Below are 13,257 nucleotides of genomic sequence, written 5' to 3'. Positions count from 1 at the left end.
ACTACTCACCATCGCGACGTGTTTCGGTTCTCCTCACCGTTCGACGAAGCCGTCGAGGTCCCCGCGCGGTTCATCGACACGCTCGACCACCAGGTCCACTTGTCCGGGCGTGGTTCCGGACCGGAGCGCGTCGAGCAGGGCGACGACCTTGTCCCGCGGCCCCTCGGCGACGACCAGCACCCGGCCGTCGGCCTGGTTCGACGCATAGCCGACGAGCCCGAGTTCGAGCGCACGCGTTCGGGTCCACCAGCGGAAGCCCACACCTTGCACGTGCCCGTGGACATGCGCGGTGAGCCGGGCGTGGTCGGTGCCGTCCTCGCTCATGCGGTCACTCCGTCTCGATCCGCAGATTCACCTCGGCGCCGGCCTTCACCGTGCGCCCGACCGTGCACACCGCGTCGATGGCGCGTTCGACGACGACGAGCAACCGGGCCGCGGCGTCGGGTTCGAGTTCGGACAGGTCGATCTCGAGGATCTCCTCGATGCGCGGGTACACCTCGTTCTCGCGGTCGGCGTCACCGCTGACCCGGATGGTCGCGTCGTAGTCGTCACCGAGGCGTCGCGCCAGCGGCCGGTCCGACGACATGCCGGTGCAGGCGGCCAGCGCGATCTTGAGCAGCTCACCCGGGGTGAAGACGCCCTCGACGTCCTGCGAGCCGATCAGCACCTCCGCGCCGCGCGAACTGCGACCGGTGTACCTGCGCGTGCCGGTTCGCTCGACCCACAGGTCGGTGTGGGCCTGGTCGGCGGGAACCCCGGACGCGGGGGCAGTTGCTTCGGTGGTCATCGAAGGCGGGTCCTCTCGAGATGTTGTCGGCCGGCGCCGCCGGCATCGCGACCAATAGTAGGAGCCCCGGCACATCGATTGTTCCCAGCGCATGTCTGCCGAGGTGAGTCGGCCTGGTGGCTAAGGTCTTCCGCATGCGTCGCAGAACCGCAGTCACGAGGACTCACCGACCGACGATGCACGTGCTGGATCCGTTGAGCCGTCGGTGGTGGCGAGCGGTCGGCCGGCGGGTCGACATGTCGACGCCTGAGTTCGCGTTCCTGGGCGCGCCGCACAACGGCCGGCACGAGGTCGGCGACGCCTGGCTGCGCCAGTACGAGGAGCAGGGTGCGGTCGCGCCGCCGTCGCCGACCGCCGGCCTGTTCGAAGACATGGCAGTGCTCGACGGGCCAGACTTCCGGGCAGCAGCACTGCACCCCACTGTGCGCGACTTCTACGAACAGACCGGATCGTGGCGGATGGAGGTGTGGTCGCAGTGGAACCCCCTGTTCGCCCCCGGTGGAGTGGCTGTCGCAGCGCTGTTCGGGCGGCGCGTCGAACAGCTCGCTCTACCGACCGAACCGCTGTCGGTCAGCCGTGGCATGTCCAGCGAGATCCGGATCGTCACCGACCAGTCAGGACGCACAGTGGGCGCGGCGTGGCTGCGACGGCTCCGCCTGGACGATTCCCCGGTGTACAGCGGGTTCTATCGATCGGCTTTGCTTCCAGGGCAACGGCAGCCGCACGTCGCCGTAGCGTTTCCCCTCGAACTCGGCAACATCCACGTCTTCCTCGCACCGCGAGCCGAGGCCGACGGGGCGCTCACACTGACGTCGCGATCTCGGCGATTCGGGGCGGACGGCGCTTACGTGTCGGTGCGGTTCGGCGACCAGTGGTATTCGGCGCAGCCGCCGCTGCGGGAGTCCTTCCGGGTGTATGTCGACGAGGAAGGCGTACTCCGCACCGATCATGAGTTGAGGGTCGGACGATTCCGCGCTCTTCGCCTGCACTACCGCCTCGAGCAGCAGGCCTGATACTCCAATTGCAGCATCGCCGCGAATACCGGGACGGTCAGCCCGGGTTCGCCTTCGGCGGCCGCTGGCATCGCGGACACGAGAACGAGCCACGGTTCATGAACTGCTCGCGGCGCATGATCGCGCCGCACCGGCGACACGGCTCCCCCGCCCGTCCGTAGGCGTTCAGGGACCGCTCGAAGTAGCCGGACAAACCGCAGTATTTGACATTCATGTTGATAGTTGCCGCCATGACGATTGCAGAGGTGCCCTCTCTACGCCTGCGCATAGCTCCAGCTCGCCGCGACTGCAAACGACGGACCTCCGATCAACGTGTAGGTGTCGAATCGCAGCGACGAGTATCGACGAGGTTGTTACTCTTTCGAGCAGATTGCGCGTCGACACCGAGATCCCCTGGCGGGCAGTAAACTACGCGCATCTGGTACTCAATTTGCCGACGGCCCCGGGCGGTCACAGTATAGTGGTCCGGCCGCTGGCGGCGACTCGGCGTGATGCCTCGCGCAAACCGTGGTTGATGACGGGCGCTCATCGACGCCAGACAGCACATACCGCTCGAGAGAGCGATCAGCGATGTCAACCAACGACAGTGCAGGACAGCCACAATCGTCTGCGGCGACCTACCGGGCGGTGTTTCGTCCTGGGGATGTGCACCGCTACACCGCCGAAGCAGTGCGGCTGCGAATGTCAACCCGGGGGGTGTGGTGGCGGTGGTCGTCGTCACGGCGTTGATGATCGTGGCGGCGGTGGCGCTGGTACCCGCAGATCTCATCGTGATGACGGCATTGAGCTACTGGTCGATTAGGCGGTCCTACGTGCATGTAGTCAGCACATGGCCACCCGCAGTAACGATTACGGGCTGATCATCGAATCCGACCTGAACCGCGTTGTCGTCCCCTGGCACCGGATCGCCGCCGTGCGAGTGCGTCGCGGGATCGCCGTGCTCACCATCACCGGCCCGAAAGCCCAGATCCTGCTGCCGGCCGGACTGCTACCCCACGAGCTGCACACCCGCATACCTGCCCATACCCGCAACCCGTCACGCGCCCAGGGCGGGGCCGGCCCCGACGGCGGTAGTGTTCACGGTGTCAACGAAGGGGGCGTTGTGACGCCAATGAACCGGGCTGGATCAGGTGAGCCTGAACTGCTGCTCCACGGATACACCCTGTCCCATCATTCATGGCACCGAGTTGTCGACAACCTCTCGCGCGACTACGACGTCATCGCTATGACCATGCCAGGACACTGGGGCGGACCACGACTGCGCCTCCGCGATGTCGGGGTACGCGGCATCACTGAAGGCATCGAACGCGAACTCGACAAACTCGGTTGGGAAACCTGTCATATAGCCGGGACCTCACTGGGCGGGGAGATCGGGTTCGAACTCGAACGCCGGGGCCGCGCGCGATCCCTCGCTGCGATCAACCCCAGCGGGGGGTGAAAACGATTCTTCTACAAGGAATTCCGCCTCGGCTTGAACTTCATCGCACAGTTCCCGCTCGCCGCCTGCGCCCGCGTGCTCGGTGACCGAATGACAACTCGCGAGGTCTTTCAACGCCCGATCATCCAAAACTGCGTCATCGATATAACTGCGGTCACCCCCGACGACGCGGCAACAACGATCCGCGCAGTCGCCCATTGTCCGATCTACGACCCGGGCAAGCGACTCCCCCGGTAGCGAGGTACTTTGCACCGCAGTTCTGACAACGATCCCCGGGAGATATGTGATCACATCGGCGCGGCATGCGCGAACATTGATGAATATCTGGCCGCCGTTCTCGTTCTCCGGAATTCATATCGACACCATCTCCGACGATTGGACCTTCGTTCGGGTCCGCATGCACGTCCGACGATGGAACGGGAACATGAATGGTAAAGCTTTCGGCGGCTCGTTGTTCTCCATGACTGATCCGTTCTTCGCTTTGATGGCGCTGGGACAACTCGGAGAGGCGTATTTTGCTGCGAACACGCGTGCCGAGATCGAGTTTATCCGCCCGGGCAGACGCGTGATGTCCTGTGAAATGCGGCTTTCCGCAGACGTGGCTGCGGCGATTGCCGCGACGGCGAAAACCCAAGGGCATTCAACGACCGAGCACACCGCTGAAATCTACTGCGAATCCGGCGATATCGTGGCGCGCTGCACTCAGACGCTGCATGTCAGTCCGAGGAGAGCAACGACTCGCTAGACTATAAGGCGCCCACCACGCGTGGCCGGTAAGCCGCGCTCGTTGTCGGCCTATCGCAAGCAAGGCCGCTGATCGACTGTGATCGAGGCAGCGATCCACAATCCGTCCAGTGTCAGTTCGACTGCAACCGGAGCCATGACGCCAAACGTGACGGGTCAGCGAACCTGCGCCGTCGACGGAACGCCATTAGGAGAGCGGGATAAGCAGCGACGGGCTCGGCGATGCGGCGGGTTCGGCCGCGCTTTGGTCTGCCGGCGCTAGTCGCCTTGCGGGCGACGTCATGCTCAGACGCAGGCGCCAAGAGTCAGGGAGGTAAGACGGACGTGGATCGGGTCGGTTCGGCTTCAGCCAGCAATGCGGGCCTGTGATCCTTTGATCGAGTCGAGCAAGTGATCCCTGCCGCGCTGTCCGGCGGTCGCTGACTGCGAGGCCGACACCAGTCGACCTGTACACGACGGCCCCCGGTGGCCGACCGTCTGGCGGCCGCTCTGACGTCGGCGATTGGACCGACCGATAGAACTTCCCACCATCACGACGTCGAGGGCGGTAGCGGCCGACACTTCGATGGCGCAGTGGGGGGCCGAGAACCCGGACCGCGCACCCGATCGATCGCGGCATGCACTCGAACTGAGCTGGCTGCTCGTTTCGGAGACCGACGCAGCCGCTGCTGAGGCCGCTGTCCGAGAGCATATGACAGCCCTCGACAGAGGTCAGCAACGCAGCGAGATCCCTGGGTGACCACAGTCCTCAACGATTAGACGCGCTGCCAGCCCGGCCTCGGTAGCTACGCCACCGGCGTAGCTACCGAGGCACCACAACCCCTGGCGGTAGCTCGTACTCCGAGAGGATCATCGCGTCGCCGTAGACGGGTGGGAAGTCATCGCCGGGGATCTGGGGGACGGAGAACATGAGTTTAAGGAACAAGCTCGGATCGGCTCCGTCGAAGGCGCGCAGGGAGATCCACGGCCGTGTGCCGAACGGGTCGTCGATGTAGCCGTCCCATCCGCCGAGCTGGTCGAGATAGCCGGCGAGGGTCCGGCCAGGGTAGCCGAATCGGGCGGCGTAGTTGATCGTGGTGGTCTCTGCGGTGATGAGTACGCGTTCGATCACGGCCTGAGGATAGACACCGCCGAGCCGGTGAGCGAGGGCCGTGAAGCGCATGGCTTACATAAGCGGTCGTGACACGTCCAGTTGGGACCTGAGACCTCGGCGCGAATCGTTCCCAGATGTTCAGCAGATCTCAGTTCGCACGCTGCAAGGCAACGCCAGAGTGTCCGTGTGAGCGGGCCGTTTGAATCGAACGGTTGTTTGAGCGTACAGATCACCGTGGTCGGCGCTGGCACCGCGGGCACGAGAACGAGCCACGGTTCATGAACTGCTCGCGGCGCATGATCGCGCCGCACCGGCGACACGGCTCCCCCGCCCGCCCGTAGGCGTTCAGGGACCGCTCGAAATAGCCGGACTGTCCGTTGACGTTCACGTACAGCGCGTCGAACGAGGTACCGCCGACCGTCAGCGCATCCGCCATCACCTCGGTGACGGCATCGATGAGTTCGCGCAGTTTCTTGCGACTGATCGTCTCGGCGATCCGCGAGCCGTGCAGACGTGCGCGCCACAGCGCTTCGTCGGCGTAGATGTTGCCGACGCCGGAGATCACCGTCTGGTCCAGGAGGACCCGTTTGATCTCGGAGTGTTTGGCGCGCATGCGATCCACCACGCGGACGGGATCGAAGGCCGGGTCGAACGGATCGGTTGCGATGTGCGCCACCGAGACCGGGATGTCGGCCGGCGACGGGTCGTTCTCGAGCGCGTACACATCGGGTGTGTAGTCGTCGAGATGCCAGCCACCGAAGGTCCGCTGATCGACGAAGCGGAGTTCGTTCTCGTCGTCGAGGACCGCGCGGATCCGCAAGTGCGTGTGGTCGGGGGTTCCGGTCCGGGCGATGAGCATCTGGCCACTCATCCCGAGGTGGACCACGAGCGCCGCCCGGTCGGCGGAGTCGGCGACATCGATCCACAGGTACTTGCCGCGGCGCCGGACGCCGATCACCTGCTTGCCGGCGAGCCGACCGATCAGATCCGGCTCACCGCCGGCGTGACGACGGACCGCGCGCGGATGAAGGACCTCGGTCGAGGCCACCACCCGACCGACGAGATGGGCCTCGAGACCGATGCGGACGGTCTCGACCTCGGGGAGTTCAGGCATGTCGGATCGCGAAAAGCCGGTCGGGAGAAGGGTTCACGACGCTGACGCGCGCTCGGTCAGCACTTTCCAGGCGTGTGCGGCGGCCTGCTGCTCCGCTTCCTTCTTGGTCCGGCCGACACCCTCGCCGAGGCTCTCGCCGGCGACCAGCGCGGTCGCGGTGAACTCCTTGTTGTGGTCGGGACCGGTCGCGCTGATCTGATACTGCGGCGGACCGAACCCGCGCTCCGAACTCAACTCCTGCAGCGACGTCTTCCAGTCCAGCCCCGCGCCGAGGTTGCCGGCACGTTCGAGACGCTCGTCGAACAGACGCAGGATGACGCGCTGCGAGGTCTCGAGTCCGTGACTGAGGAAGACCGCGCCGAACAGCGACTCCAGACCATCGGCCAGGATCGAGTCCTTGTCGCGTCCGCCGGTCATCTCCTCGCCGCGGCCGAGGAACAGGTACTTGCCCAGACCGCCCTCGTCCCCGAGACCACGCGCGACGTCGGCGAGCGCGTGCATGTTGACGACGCTGGCCCGGATCTTCGCCAGTTCGCCCTCGGGGCGATCGGGATAACGCAGGTAGAGACGCTGGGTGATGACGACACCGAGCACCGAGTCCCCGAGGAACTCCAGGCGCTCGTTGGTCGGCAGACCGCCGTGTTCATAGGCGTAGGAACGATGGGTCAGTGCCAGCGTCAGCAGGTCGTCGGGAATGTCGGTGTCCAGCGCGTCGAGCAGGGCCGCACGCGGACCGTCGGCACGCACGGCCTCAGTCACGATGTCGTTCCCGGTCGGGGTCGGTTGCGGCACCGTCCGTCGGCGAATCGTCCTTCCCGAGGTCGGCGAACTTGTCGGCGAGTCCGGCCCAGCGCGGGTCGATGACCTCGTGGGAGTGACCCGGTTCGGCGATGGCCAGACGCACCCCGCAGGTCTGGCACAGACCCTCGCAGTCCGACGAGCAGAGGGGCGACATCGGCAGTTCGAGTGCCACGGCGTCGATGATCGACTGTTCGAGGTCGATTCGGTCGTCGGCGATGCGATGGATGTCGTCGGCGTCGGTGGTCTGCTCGGTCGCGCTGTCCGGGTAGGCGAACAACTCAGTGAGGAAGACCGTCACCGTGCCGTCGATCGGCTCGAGGCAGCGCGAGCACTGACCGACGGTTTCACCGCACACCGTCCCGGTCACCAGGATTCCCTCGGACACCGCCTCCAGACGAAGGTCGAGGTCGACATCGGAATCCGCTGGGATCCCGACCATCTCGACGCCCAGCCGGTCGGGGGTCCGGACAGTACGGTGCACCTCGGACATCGTGCCCGGGCGGCGTCCCATCGAACGCACATCCAGCACGAAGGGCTCGCGCCTGGGAGTAGAACCGGGACCGTGCGACGGCTCTGATGTCACAGCATGATCAGCCACAAACGCCCACCATACGCTCGCACTCGGGAATGATCGACCGACGCCGGCGGCGTGTGGACAGCCGGGTCGACGTGCGTGTCACACCGCGAGCGGCGAACCGTGGTCGCGGTCGTAGGTGTGGCGGGCCGAGGTCTCGCGCGAGCGCGGATCGTCGCCACGGGACTCGCGCGACCGCGCACCGTCGCCACGCCCGGACTCGTCGACACCGCGGGGGTACTCGACATAGTCGTGCATGCCGGCGCCGGTCCGCAGCTGGTGCCGGCCCCGGTTCACCGATCGCAGCGTGCCGGTCAGGATCTCCTCGAACTGGGCGAGCTTCTCGTCCACGTAGACGTCACAGTCACCGCGCAGGCGGTCGGCCTCGGCGTGCGCGGCGTCGATGATCCGCTCGGCCTCGGACTTCGCCGCGCCGACGACCTCGGTCTCGGAGACGAGGCGCTGCTGCTCGGCGATACCGTCGGCCACCGACTTGTCGTAGGAGTTGTTGGCGGCGTCGATGGTGCGCTGCGCCTCGGCCCGCGCCCGGCCGGTGACGGCCTCGAACTCGCGCGCCGCGCTGGTCTGCAGGCGGTGCGCCTCCTCTGCGGCGTCCTCCACCAGCGAACTGGAGTGCGCGCTCGCCTCGTCGACCATACGGTCGGCCTGCGCCTTCGCCTCGGAGAGGATCCGGTCGGCCTCGGCGCGAGCGTGCGCGAGAACCGCCTCGGACTCCGAATCCGCCTTGGACACCGTCGTCTCGGCGTGCTCGCGGGCATCACCGATCAGCGTGTCACGCTGATCGAGGACGTCCTGTGCGTCGTCGAGCTCGCCCGGGATGGAGTCCTTGATGTCGTCGAGGAGTTCCAGCACGTCGCCGCGCGGCACGACGCACCCGGCGGTCATCGGCACACTCCGTGCCTCTTCGACGATCGCGACCAGCTCGTCGAGAGCCTCAAATACCCGGTACACAGCCACCCCAATCCGGCGCTTGCCTGGTTGCAACAGTTGGTGATTCTGTGACTATTGTGCCGAATGTTGCGCTTGTGACTCGTGAAGCGCGTGGGGTGTGTCGCGCCCGACCGAGGGGTCAGGCCGAGAGTTCGCCGGACAACCGGCTCATCAGGCTCGTGTGGACGTGCTCGGACAGGAAGGGCGTCACGTCTCCGCCCAACTTCGCCACCTCCTTCACCAGCGAGCTCGAGACATGGGCGAATCGCGGGTCGGTGAGCAGGAAGATCGTCTCGACATCGGCGAGCTCACGGTTCATCTGGGCCATCGGCACCTCGTAGTCGAAGTCGACGGCGGAGCGAAGCCCCTTCACGATGGTGTGGATGGACTCCTGCCGCAGGTAGTCGACGAGCAGGCCCTCCCACCGGTCCACCCGCACGTTCGCCAGGTCCGCACAGTCCTCTTCGATGAGTTCGATCCGCTCGTCCACAGCGAACATGCCGCGCTTGTTGGGGTTGACCACCACGGTGATCACGACCTCGTCGAAACACGCCGCCGCGCGTTCCACCACGTATCGGTGGCCGAGGGTGAAGGGATCGAAGGAACCGGGACACACTGCCGTCGTCATGGCCCGAACTTACCGGTCAGACCAGGCGGGCGATCTCCACCCGGGTGTCGCCATAGGACTTGTCGACGACCACCTCGTACTCGGATGGCCAGATCTCGCCGGTGGACCGCGTCGAGCGTTCGACGACGATCAGCGCGTCGTCGTCCAGGTGTGACCGCAGCATCTCCAGGTCCGCGGTGATCCGGTCGGCCCGGAGGTCGTACGGCGGATCGGAGAAGACGAGGCCGAACCGCCGTTCCGCGGCGCCGGCGAGGTAGGCGGACACCGTGCGCGTATGTACGGTGGCGATCGGGGTCACCCCACAGGCGCGCACGTTGGCGGCTATCGTGACGGCGGCCCGGCGCCCGGAGTCGACGAACGTCACCCCCGCGGCACCACGCGAGATGGCCTCGAGCCCCAGCGCCCCCGATCCCGCGTACAGGTCGAGCACCCAGAGTCCGTCCAGATCGGATCGGGCGGCCAAGATGTTGAACAACGATTCGCGAACCCGGTCAGAGGTGGGCCGGGTGCCCTCACCCGGGACACGCAGTCGGCGCCCGCCCAGCCGGCCGGCGATGATCCTCGTCATGAGGCCATTCTGCAACCCCGGAAGCCGCCCGAACCAATCCGGAATCACGTCTTTGTGACCCGCTTCACATTGTGTGTCTGAACAGGGACAAGGTAGGCGTTCCGCGGACCAATTTCCGCAGGTACATGACTTCCCCGACACGCGTTGTTAACGTCGAGTGCGTTATGAGCCCTTCCCAAACAAGAACGGCCCCGACAACCACCCTTGCCGTCGACTACCGGGTTCCCACGGTCGACGACGGCATCCGCCTCTGGGAAATCGCTTCGGACTCACAGGTTCTCGACGTCAACTCGAGTTACTCCTACGTTTTGTGGTGCCACGATTTCGCCACCACCTCTATCGTCGCCGAAGTCGATGGTCGCGCAGTCGGTTTCGTCACCGGTTACCGGCGTCAGAGCGACCCCTCCACCCTGATGGTCTGGCAGGTCGCCGTCGATGACGAGGTGCGCGGACACGGCATCGCGGCGACCATGCTGCACGAGCTGTTCGACCGCGTCAACCGTCAGGGCATGGTCGCCATGCACACGACGATCAGCCCGGACAACGTCCCATCCCAACGCCTGTTCGCCTCGGTGGCCAAGGCCCGCGGACTTCGTTTCGAACGTCGGGACCTGTTCGCGGCGAACACATTTCCCGACTCCCACGAGCCGGAAGATCTCTACATGCTCGAGCCGGAGATCCCCGAACCCTGAGTCCTGCGCGACTCCGATCGTCGTCTTGGACCCAGGACCGACGCCTCAGATGCGGCACGCGCGCAGCGTTTCCATCCTGCCGACACCGTAATCGGTTGTCCCGCATGACATCCCGACCAAAGGCCGACCCCAGACCGTGGGGCCCAGCCACTCCCGGCCATCGCGAACAGGCGAATCTGAGCCGGGCACAGAAGCCCCACGTTGTCACACCAGAAGGAAGCACACGACATGCCACTTCTCGACACCCACATGGACGACTCCGTCTTCACCGCCCACGAATCGGAGGTGCGCAGCTACTGCCGTAACTGGCCGGCTGTGTTCACCACCGCCAAGGGCTCCTACATCACCGATCAGGACGGCCGCGAATACCTCGACTTCTTCGCCGGCGCCGGGTCCCTGAACTACGGCCACAACAACCCGGTTCTGAAGAAGGCCCTCCTCGAGTACATCGAGGCCGACGGCATCACCCACGGTCTCGACATGGCGACCGTCGCCAAGGGGAACTTCATCGAGAAGTTCACCAGCCACATCCTCGAGCCGCGCGGACTCGACTACAAGATCCAGTTCCCCGGCCCGACGGGTACCAATGCCGTCGAGTCGGCACTCAAGCTGGCGCGCAAGGTGACCGGTCGCGAGTCGATCATCAGCTTCACCAACGCCTTCCACGGCATGACGCTCGGATCGCTGTCGGTGACCGGTAACTCGATGAAGCGTGCCGGCGCTGGTATCCCGCTCGTCCACGCGACGCCCATGCCCTTCGACAACTACTTCGGCGGCGTCATGGAGGACTTCGCCTGGTTCGAGCGTGTGCTCGACGACTCCGGCAGCGGATTGAACCGCCCGGCCGCGGTGATCGTCGAGACCGTCCAGGGCGAGGGCGGCGTGAACGTCGCTCGTGCCGAGTGGCTGCGGGCACTGTCGGATCTCTGCGAGCGACGCGACATCCTGCTGATCGTCGACGATGTCCAGATGGGCTGCGGCCGCACCGGCGAGTTCTTCTCGTTCGAGGAAGCGGGCATCAAGCCCGACATCGTCACCCTCTCGAAGTCGATCAGTGGCTACGGGCTGCCATTCGCGCTGACCCTGTTCAAGCCCGAGCTCGACGTATGGACCCCCGGCGAGCACAACGGCACCTTCCGCGGGAACAACCCGGCCTTCGTGACCGCCGCCAAGGCGATCGAGACCTACTGGGCCGACGACGCGCTGACCCGCGACGTCCATGCCAAGGGCGAGCGGATCCACGAGGTCTTCACCGACCTGTGCAACCGCTACGACGGCATCTCCACCCGTGGGCGTGGCATGGTGCGCGGACTCGCGTTCGAGGACCATACCGCCGCGGGCAAGGTCTGCGCGCAGGCCTTCGGCGCGGGACTCCTGGCCGAGACGTCGGGCCCGTCCGACGAGGTGGTGAAGCTGCTCCCGCCGCTGACCATCTCGCGCGAGGACCTCGACCGCGGCCTGTCCATCCTGTCCGATGCAGTCAAGGAGGTGATCGGATGATCGTCCGAACCACTCAAGAAATCACCGGGACCGACCGCGACGTCGCCGACCCCAAGGGCAACTGGGTCTCCAAGCGCATCATCCTCGGCGGCGACAATGTGGGCTTCTCGTTCCACGAGACCACGATCAAGGCCGGCTCGGTCAACGAGTTCCACTACGCCAACCATGTCGAGGCCGTCTGGCTCGTGGAAGGCACCGGTACGCTCCTCGACCGGGAGACCGGCGAGACCTATCCGCTCGCGCCGGGGACGATGTACCTGTTGAACGGCCACGAGCGGCACACCGTCACCGCCGACACCGAGATGCGCATGCTGTGTGTGTTCAACCCGCCTGTCGTGGGCACCGAAGTCCACGACGAGAACGGCGTGTATCCGCTGGTGACCGTGCCGCAGCCGGCCGGCAAGCACGCGGAGACCCCCGTCACCTGACGGCTCTGCAGACACCTCGAGTACGCACCCTGCCTATCCTGGGCAGGGTGCGTACTCGTCTCCAGCTCGGCTCCGCCCCGGCCGAACACACGCCCCTCGACGATGACGTCGCGGATCGGATCGCGCTGGCCGCCGACATCCTCGCCGGACGCCGTTTCGCGGTTCTGACCGGCGCCGGCATCTCCACTGACTCCGGCATCCCCGACTACCGGAGTCCCGGCTCCCCGCCGCGGACGCCGATGACCCTCGAGATGTTCCTGTCGTCGGCGGACTTCCGACGCCACTACTGGGCACGCAACCACCTCGGCTGGCGGCACATGGACGCCGCGGTCCCCAACCGAGCCCACTTGGCGCTCACCGAACTCCAGCAGCGCGGGTGGATGTCGCGGGTGCTCACCCAGAACGTCGACATGCTGCACACCAAGGCCGGCACCCGCGGAGTCATCGAACTCCACGGATGCTACGGCCGTGTCCGCTGCCTGAACTGCGACTGGCGTATCTCCCGTCACCGGCTCGCCGGACGACTCGAGGAGATCAACACCGAGTTCGCGCGTCGGGTCAGCGGCCGCGGTGCCATCGAGGTCGCGCCGGACGCCGACGCGACGCTGTCCGACACGTCCGACTTCGTGATGATCGACTGCCCGAACTGCGGCGGCATCCTGAAGCCCGACATCGTCTACTTCGGCGAGACGGTCACGAAAGACGTTGTGGACGAGTCCTATTCGGTGGTCGACGAGGCCGACGCACTGATGGTCGTGGGGTCGTCGCTCACCGTCATGTCCGGCCTGCGCTTCGCCCGGCGCGCACACCGCGCCGGCAAGCCGCTGATCATCGTGAACCGCGGGGTCACCCGCGCCGACGAGATCGCGACCCTGAAGATCGATCACGAGGCCGGCTTCGTGATCCCGGCGCTGACGACGTTCTGA

The 13,257-nt window shown here is 66.0% G+C and carries 16 protein-coding genes and 1 pseudogene; 7 read left to right on the top strand and 10 right to left on the bottom strand.

Going from position 1 to position 13,257, the window contains the following annotated elements:
* Positions 1-33: 33 nt before the first annotated feature.
* Both ACFVHY_RS08240 and ACFVHY_RS08235 read right to left on the bottom strand, forming a co-directional pair.
* Positions 34-324, bottom strand: a complete 291-nt coding sequence (locus ACFVHY_RS08240) for an acylphosphatase (protein WP_390270687.1) — start codon at positions 322-324, stop codon at positions 34-36.
* 4 nt (positions 325-328) lie between these two features.
* The gene (locus ACFVHY_RS08235) at positions 329-787 is read right to left on the bottom strand and encodes an OsmC family protein (protein WP_390270684.1); all 459 of its coding nucleotides are present in this window, start codon (positions 785-787) and stop codon (positions 329-331) included.
* 134 nt (positions 788-921) lie between these two features.
* Here ACFVHY_RS08235 and ACFVHY_RS08230 point away from each other — a divergent pair, with 134 nt between their 5' ends.
* Positions 922-1,800 (top strand): hypothetical protein, encoded by an 879-nt coding sequence (locus ACFVHY_RS08230; RefSeq protein WP_390270682.1) that lies wholly within the window; start codon positions 922-924, stop codon positions 1,798-1,800.
* Positions 1,801-1,837: 37 nt separating this feature from the next.
* Here ACFVHY_RS08230 and ACFVHY_RS08225 read toward each other — a convergent pair.
* Positions 1,838-1,996: pseudogene (locus tag ACFVHY_RS08225) on the bottom strand (zinc finger domain-containing protein); the annotation flags it as partial.
* 633 nt (positions 1,997-2,629) lie between these two features.
* Between ACFVHY_RS08225 and ACFVHY_RS08220 the strand changes: the two are divergent.
* Together ACFVHY_RS08220 and ACFVHY_RS08215 are read left to right on the top strand one after the other, a co-directional pair.
* Positions 2,630-3,238: an alpha/beta fold hydrolase gene (locus tag ACFVHY_RS08220; protein ID WP_390270680.1), complete on the top strand. Its 609-nt coding sequence runs from the start codon at positions 2,630-2,632 to the stop codon at positions 3,236-3,238.
* Positions 3,239-3,521: 283 nt separating this feature from the next.
* Positions 3,522-3,983, top strand: a complete 462-nt coding sequence (locus ACFVHY_RS08215) for a PaaI family thioesterase (protein WP_390270677.1) — start codon at positions 3,522-3,524, stop codon at positions 3,981-3,983.
* 801 nt (positions 3,984-4,784) lie between these two features.
* Here ACFVHY_RS08215 and ACFVHY_RS08210 read toward each other — a convergent pair.
* The 7 genes from ACFVHY_RS08210 to rsmD all read right to left on the bottom strand — a co-directional run bounded on the left by ACFVHY_RS08210 (position 4,785) and on the right by rsmD (position 9,711).
* Positions 4,785-5,093, bottom strand: a complete 309-nt coding sequence (locus ACFVHY_RS08210) for a hypothetical protein (RefSeq protein ID WP_390270674.1) — start codon at positions 5,091-5,093, stop codon at positions 4,785-4,787.
* Between the two features lie 211 nt (positions 5,094-5,304).
* A complete protein-coding gene (gene mutM, locus ACFVHY_RS08205) occupies positions 5,305-6,189 on the bottom strand; it encodes a bifunctional DNA-formamidopyrimidine glycosylase/DNA-(apurinic or apyrimidinic site) lyase (RefSeq protein WP_390270672.1) in 885 nt (294 codons plus the stop codon).
* A gap of 33 nt (positions 6,190-6,222) precedes the next feature.
* Positions 6,223-6,948 (bottom strand): ribonuclease III, encoded by a 726-nt coding sequence (rnc, locus tag ACFVHY_RS08200; RefSeq protein ID WP_065628999.1) that lies wholly within the window; start codon positions 6,946-6,948, stop codon positions 6,223-6,225.
* A complete protein-coding gene (locus tag ACFVHY_RS08195; RefSeq protein WP_390271480.1) occupies positions 6,941-7,573 on the bottom strand; it encodes a YceD family protein in 633 nt (210 codons plus the stop codon). Before ACFVHY_RS08195 ends, rnc begins: the two co-directional genes overlap by 8 nt.
* Before the next feature lie 93 nt (positions 7,574-7,666).
* Complete coding sequence (locus tag ACFVHY_RS08190) at positions 7,667-8,536, bottom strand: DivIVA domain-containing protein (RefSeq protein WP_078112236.1); 870 nt, start codon at positions 8,534-8,536, stop codon at positions 7,667-7,669.
* Between the two features lie 118 nt (positions 8,537-8,654).
* The gene (gene coaD, locus ACFVHY_RS08185) at positions 8,655-9,143 is read right to left on the bottom strand and encodes a pantetheine-phosphate adenylyltransferase (RefSeq protein WP_390270667.1); all 489 of its coding nucleotides are present in this window, start codon (positions 9,141-9,143) and stop codon (positions 8,655-8,657) included.
* Positions 9,144-9,159: 16 nt separating this feature from the next.
* The gene (rsmD, locus tag ACFVHY_RS08180; RefSeq protein WP_390270664.1) at positions 9,160-9,711 is read right to left on the bottom strand and encodes a 16S rRNA (guanine(966)-N(2))-methyltransferase RsmD; all 552 of its coding nucleotides are present in this window, start codon (positions 9,709-9,711) and stop codon (positions 9,160-9,162) included.
* Positions 9,712-9,875: 164 nt separating this feature from the next.
* Between rsmD and ectA the strand changes: the two genes are divergently transcribed.
* From ectA to ACFVHY_RS08160, 4 genes are all read left to right on the top strand, one after another.
* Positions 9,876-10,403 carry a diaminobutyrate acetyltransferase gene (ectA, locus tag ACFVHY_RS08175; protein ID WP_390270661.1) on the top strand — a complete coding sequence of 176 codons (528 nt, stop codon included), beginning with the start codon at positions 9,876-9,878 and terminating at the stop codon, positions 10,401-10,403.
* 228 nt (positions 10,404-10,631) lie between these two features.
* Entirely contained in the window at positions 10,632-11,903 is a 1,272-nt protein-coding gene (gene ectB / locus ACFVHY_RS08170; RefSeq protein WP_390270658.1) for a diaminobutyrate--2-oxoglutarate transaminase, read from the top strand.
* Positions 11,900-12,331, top strand: coding sequence for an ectoine synthase (locus ACFVHY_RS08165; RefSeq protein WP_390270655.1), 432 nt, complete (start codon positions 11,900-11,902; stop codon positions 12,329-12,331). Before ectB ends, ACFVHY_RS08165 begins: the two co-directional genes overlap by 4 nt.
* Positions 12,332-12,378: 47 nt before the next feature.
* The gene (locus ACFVHY_RS08160) at positions 12,379-13,257 is read left to right on the top strand and encodes a Sir2 family NAD-dependent protein deacetylase (RefSeq protein WP_390270652.1); all 879 of its coding nucleotides are present in this window, start codon (positions 12,379-12,381) and stop codon (positions 13,255-13,257) included.

The organism is Gordonia sp. NPDC127522 (assembly GCF_042672305.1).
In the GTDB taxonomy this organism is placed as follows: Bacteria; Actinomycetota; Actinomycetes; order Mycobacteriales; family Mycobacteriaceae; genus Gordonia; species Gordonia hongkongensis.
Note: the sequence above shows the minus strand (reverse complement) of the source record. Positions and strands in the feature narration are given on the sequence as shown.

Coding starts and splice junctions, on each gene's coding strand:
- ectB (WP_390270658.1), top strand. CDS start 10,632: ATGCCACTTCTCGACACCCACATGGACGACTCCGTCTTCACCGCCCAC.
- ACFVHY_RS08240 (WP_390270687.1), bottom strand. CDS start 324: ATGAGCGAGGACGGCACCGACCACGCCCGGCTCACCGCGCATGTCCAC.
- ACFVHY_RS08230 (WP_390270682.1), top strand. CDS start 922: ATGCGTCGCAGAACCGCAGTCACGAGGACTCACCGACCGACGATGCAC.
- ectA (WP_390270661.1), top strand. CDS start 9,876: ATGAGCCCTTCCCAAACAAGAACGGCCCCGACAACCACCCTTGCCGTC.
- ACFVHY_RS08235 (WP_390270684.1), bottom strand. CDS start 787: ATGACCACCGAAGCAACTGCCCCCGCGTCCGGGGTTCCCGCCGACCAG.
- rsmD (WP_390270664.1), bottom strand. CDS start 9,711: ATGACGAGGATCATCGCCGGCCGGCTGGGCGGGCGCCGACTGCGTGTC.
- ACFVHY_RS08220 (WP_390270680.1), top strand. CDS start 2,630: ATGGCCACCCGCAGTAACGATTACGGGCTGATCATCGAATCCGACCTG.
- ACFVHY_RS08165 (WP_390270655.1), top strand. CDS start 11,900: ATGATCGTCCGAACCACTCAAGAAATCACCGGGACCGACCGCGACGTC.
- coaD (WP_390270667.1), bottom strand. CDS start 9,143: ATGACGACGGCAGTGTGTCCCGGTTCCTTCGATCCCTTCACCCTCGGC.
- mutM (WP_390270672.1), bottom strand. CDS start 6,189: ATGCCTGAACTCCCCGAGGTCGAGACCGTCCGCATCGGTCTCGAGGCC.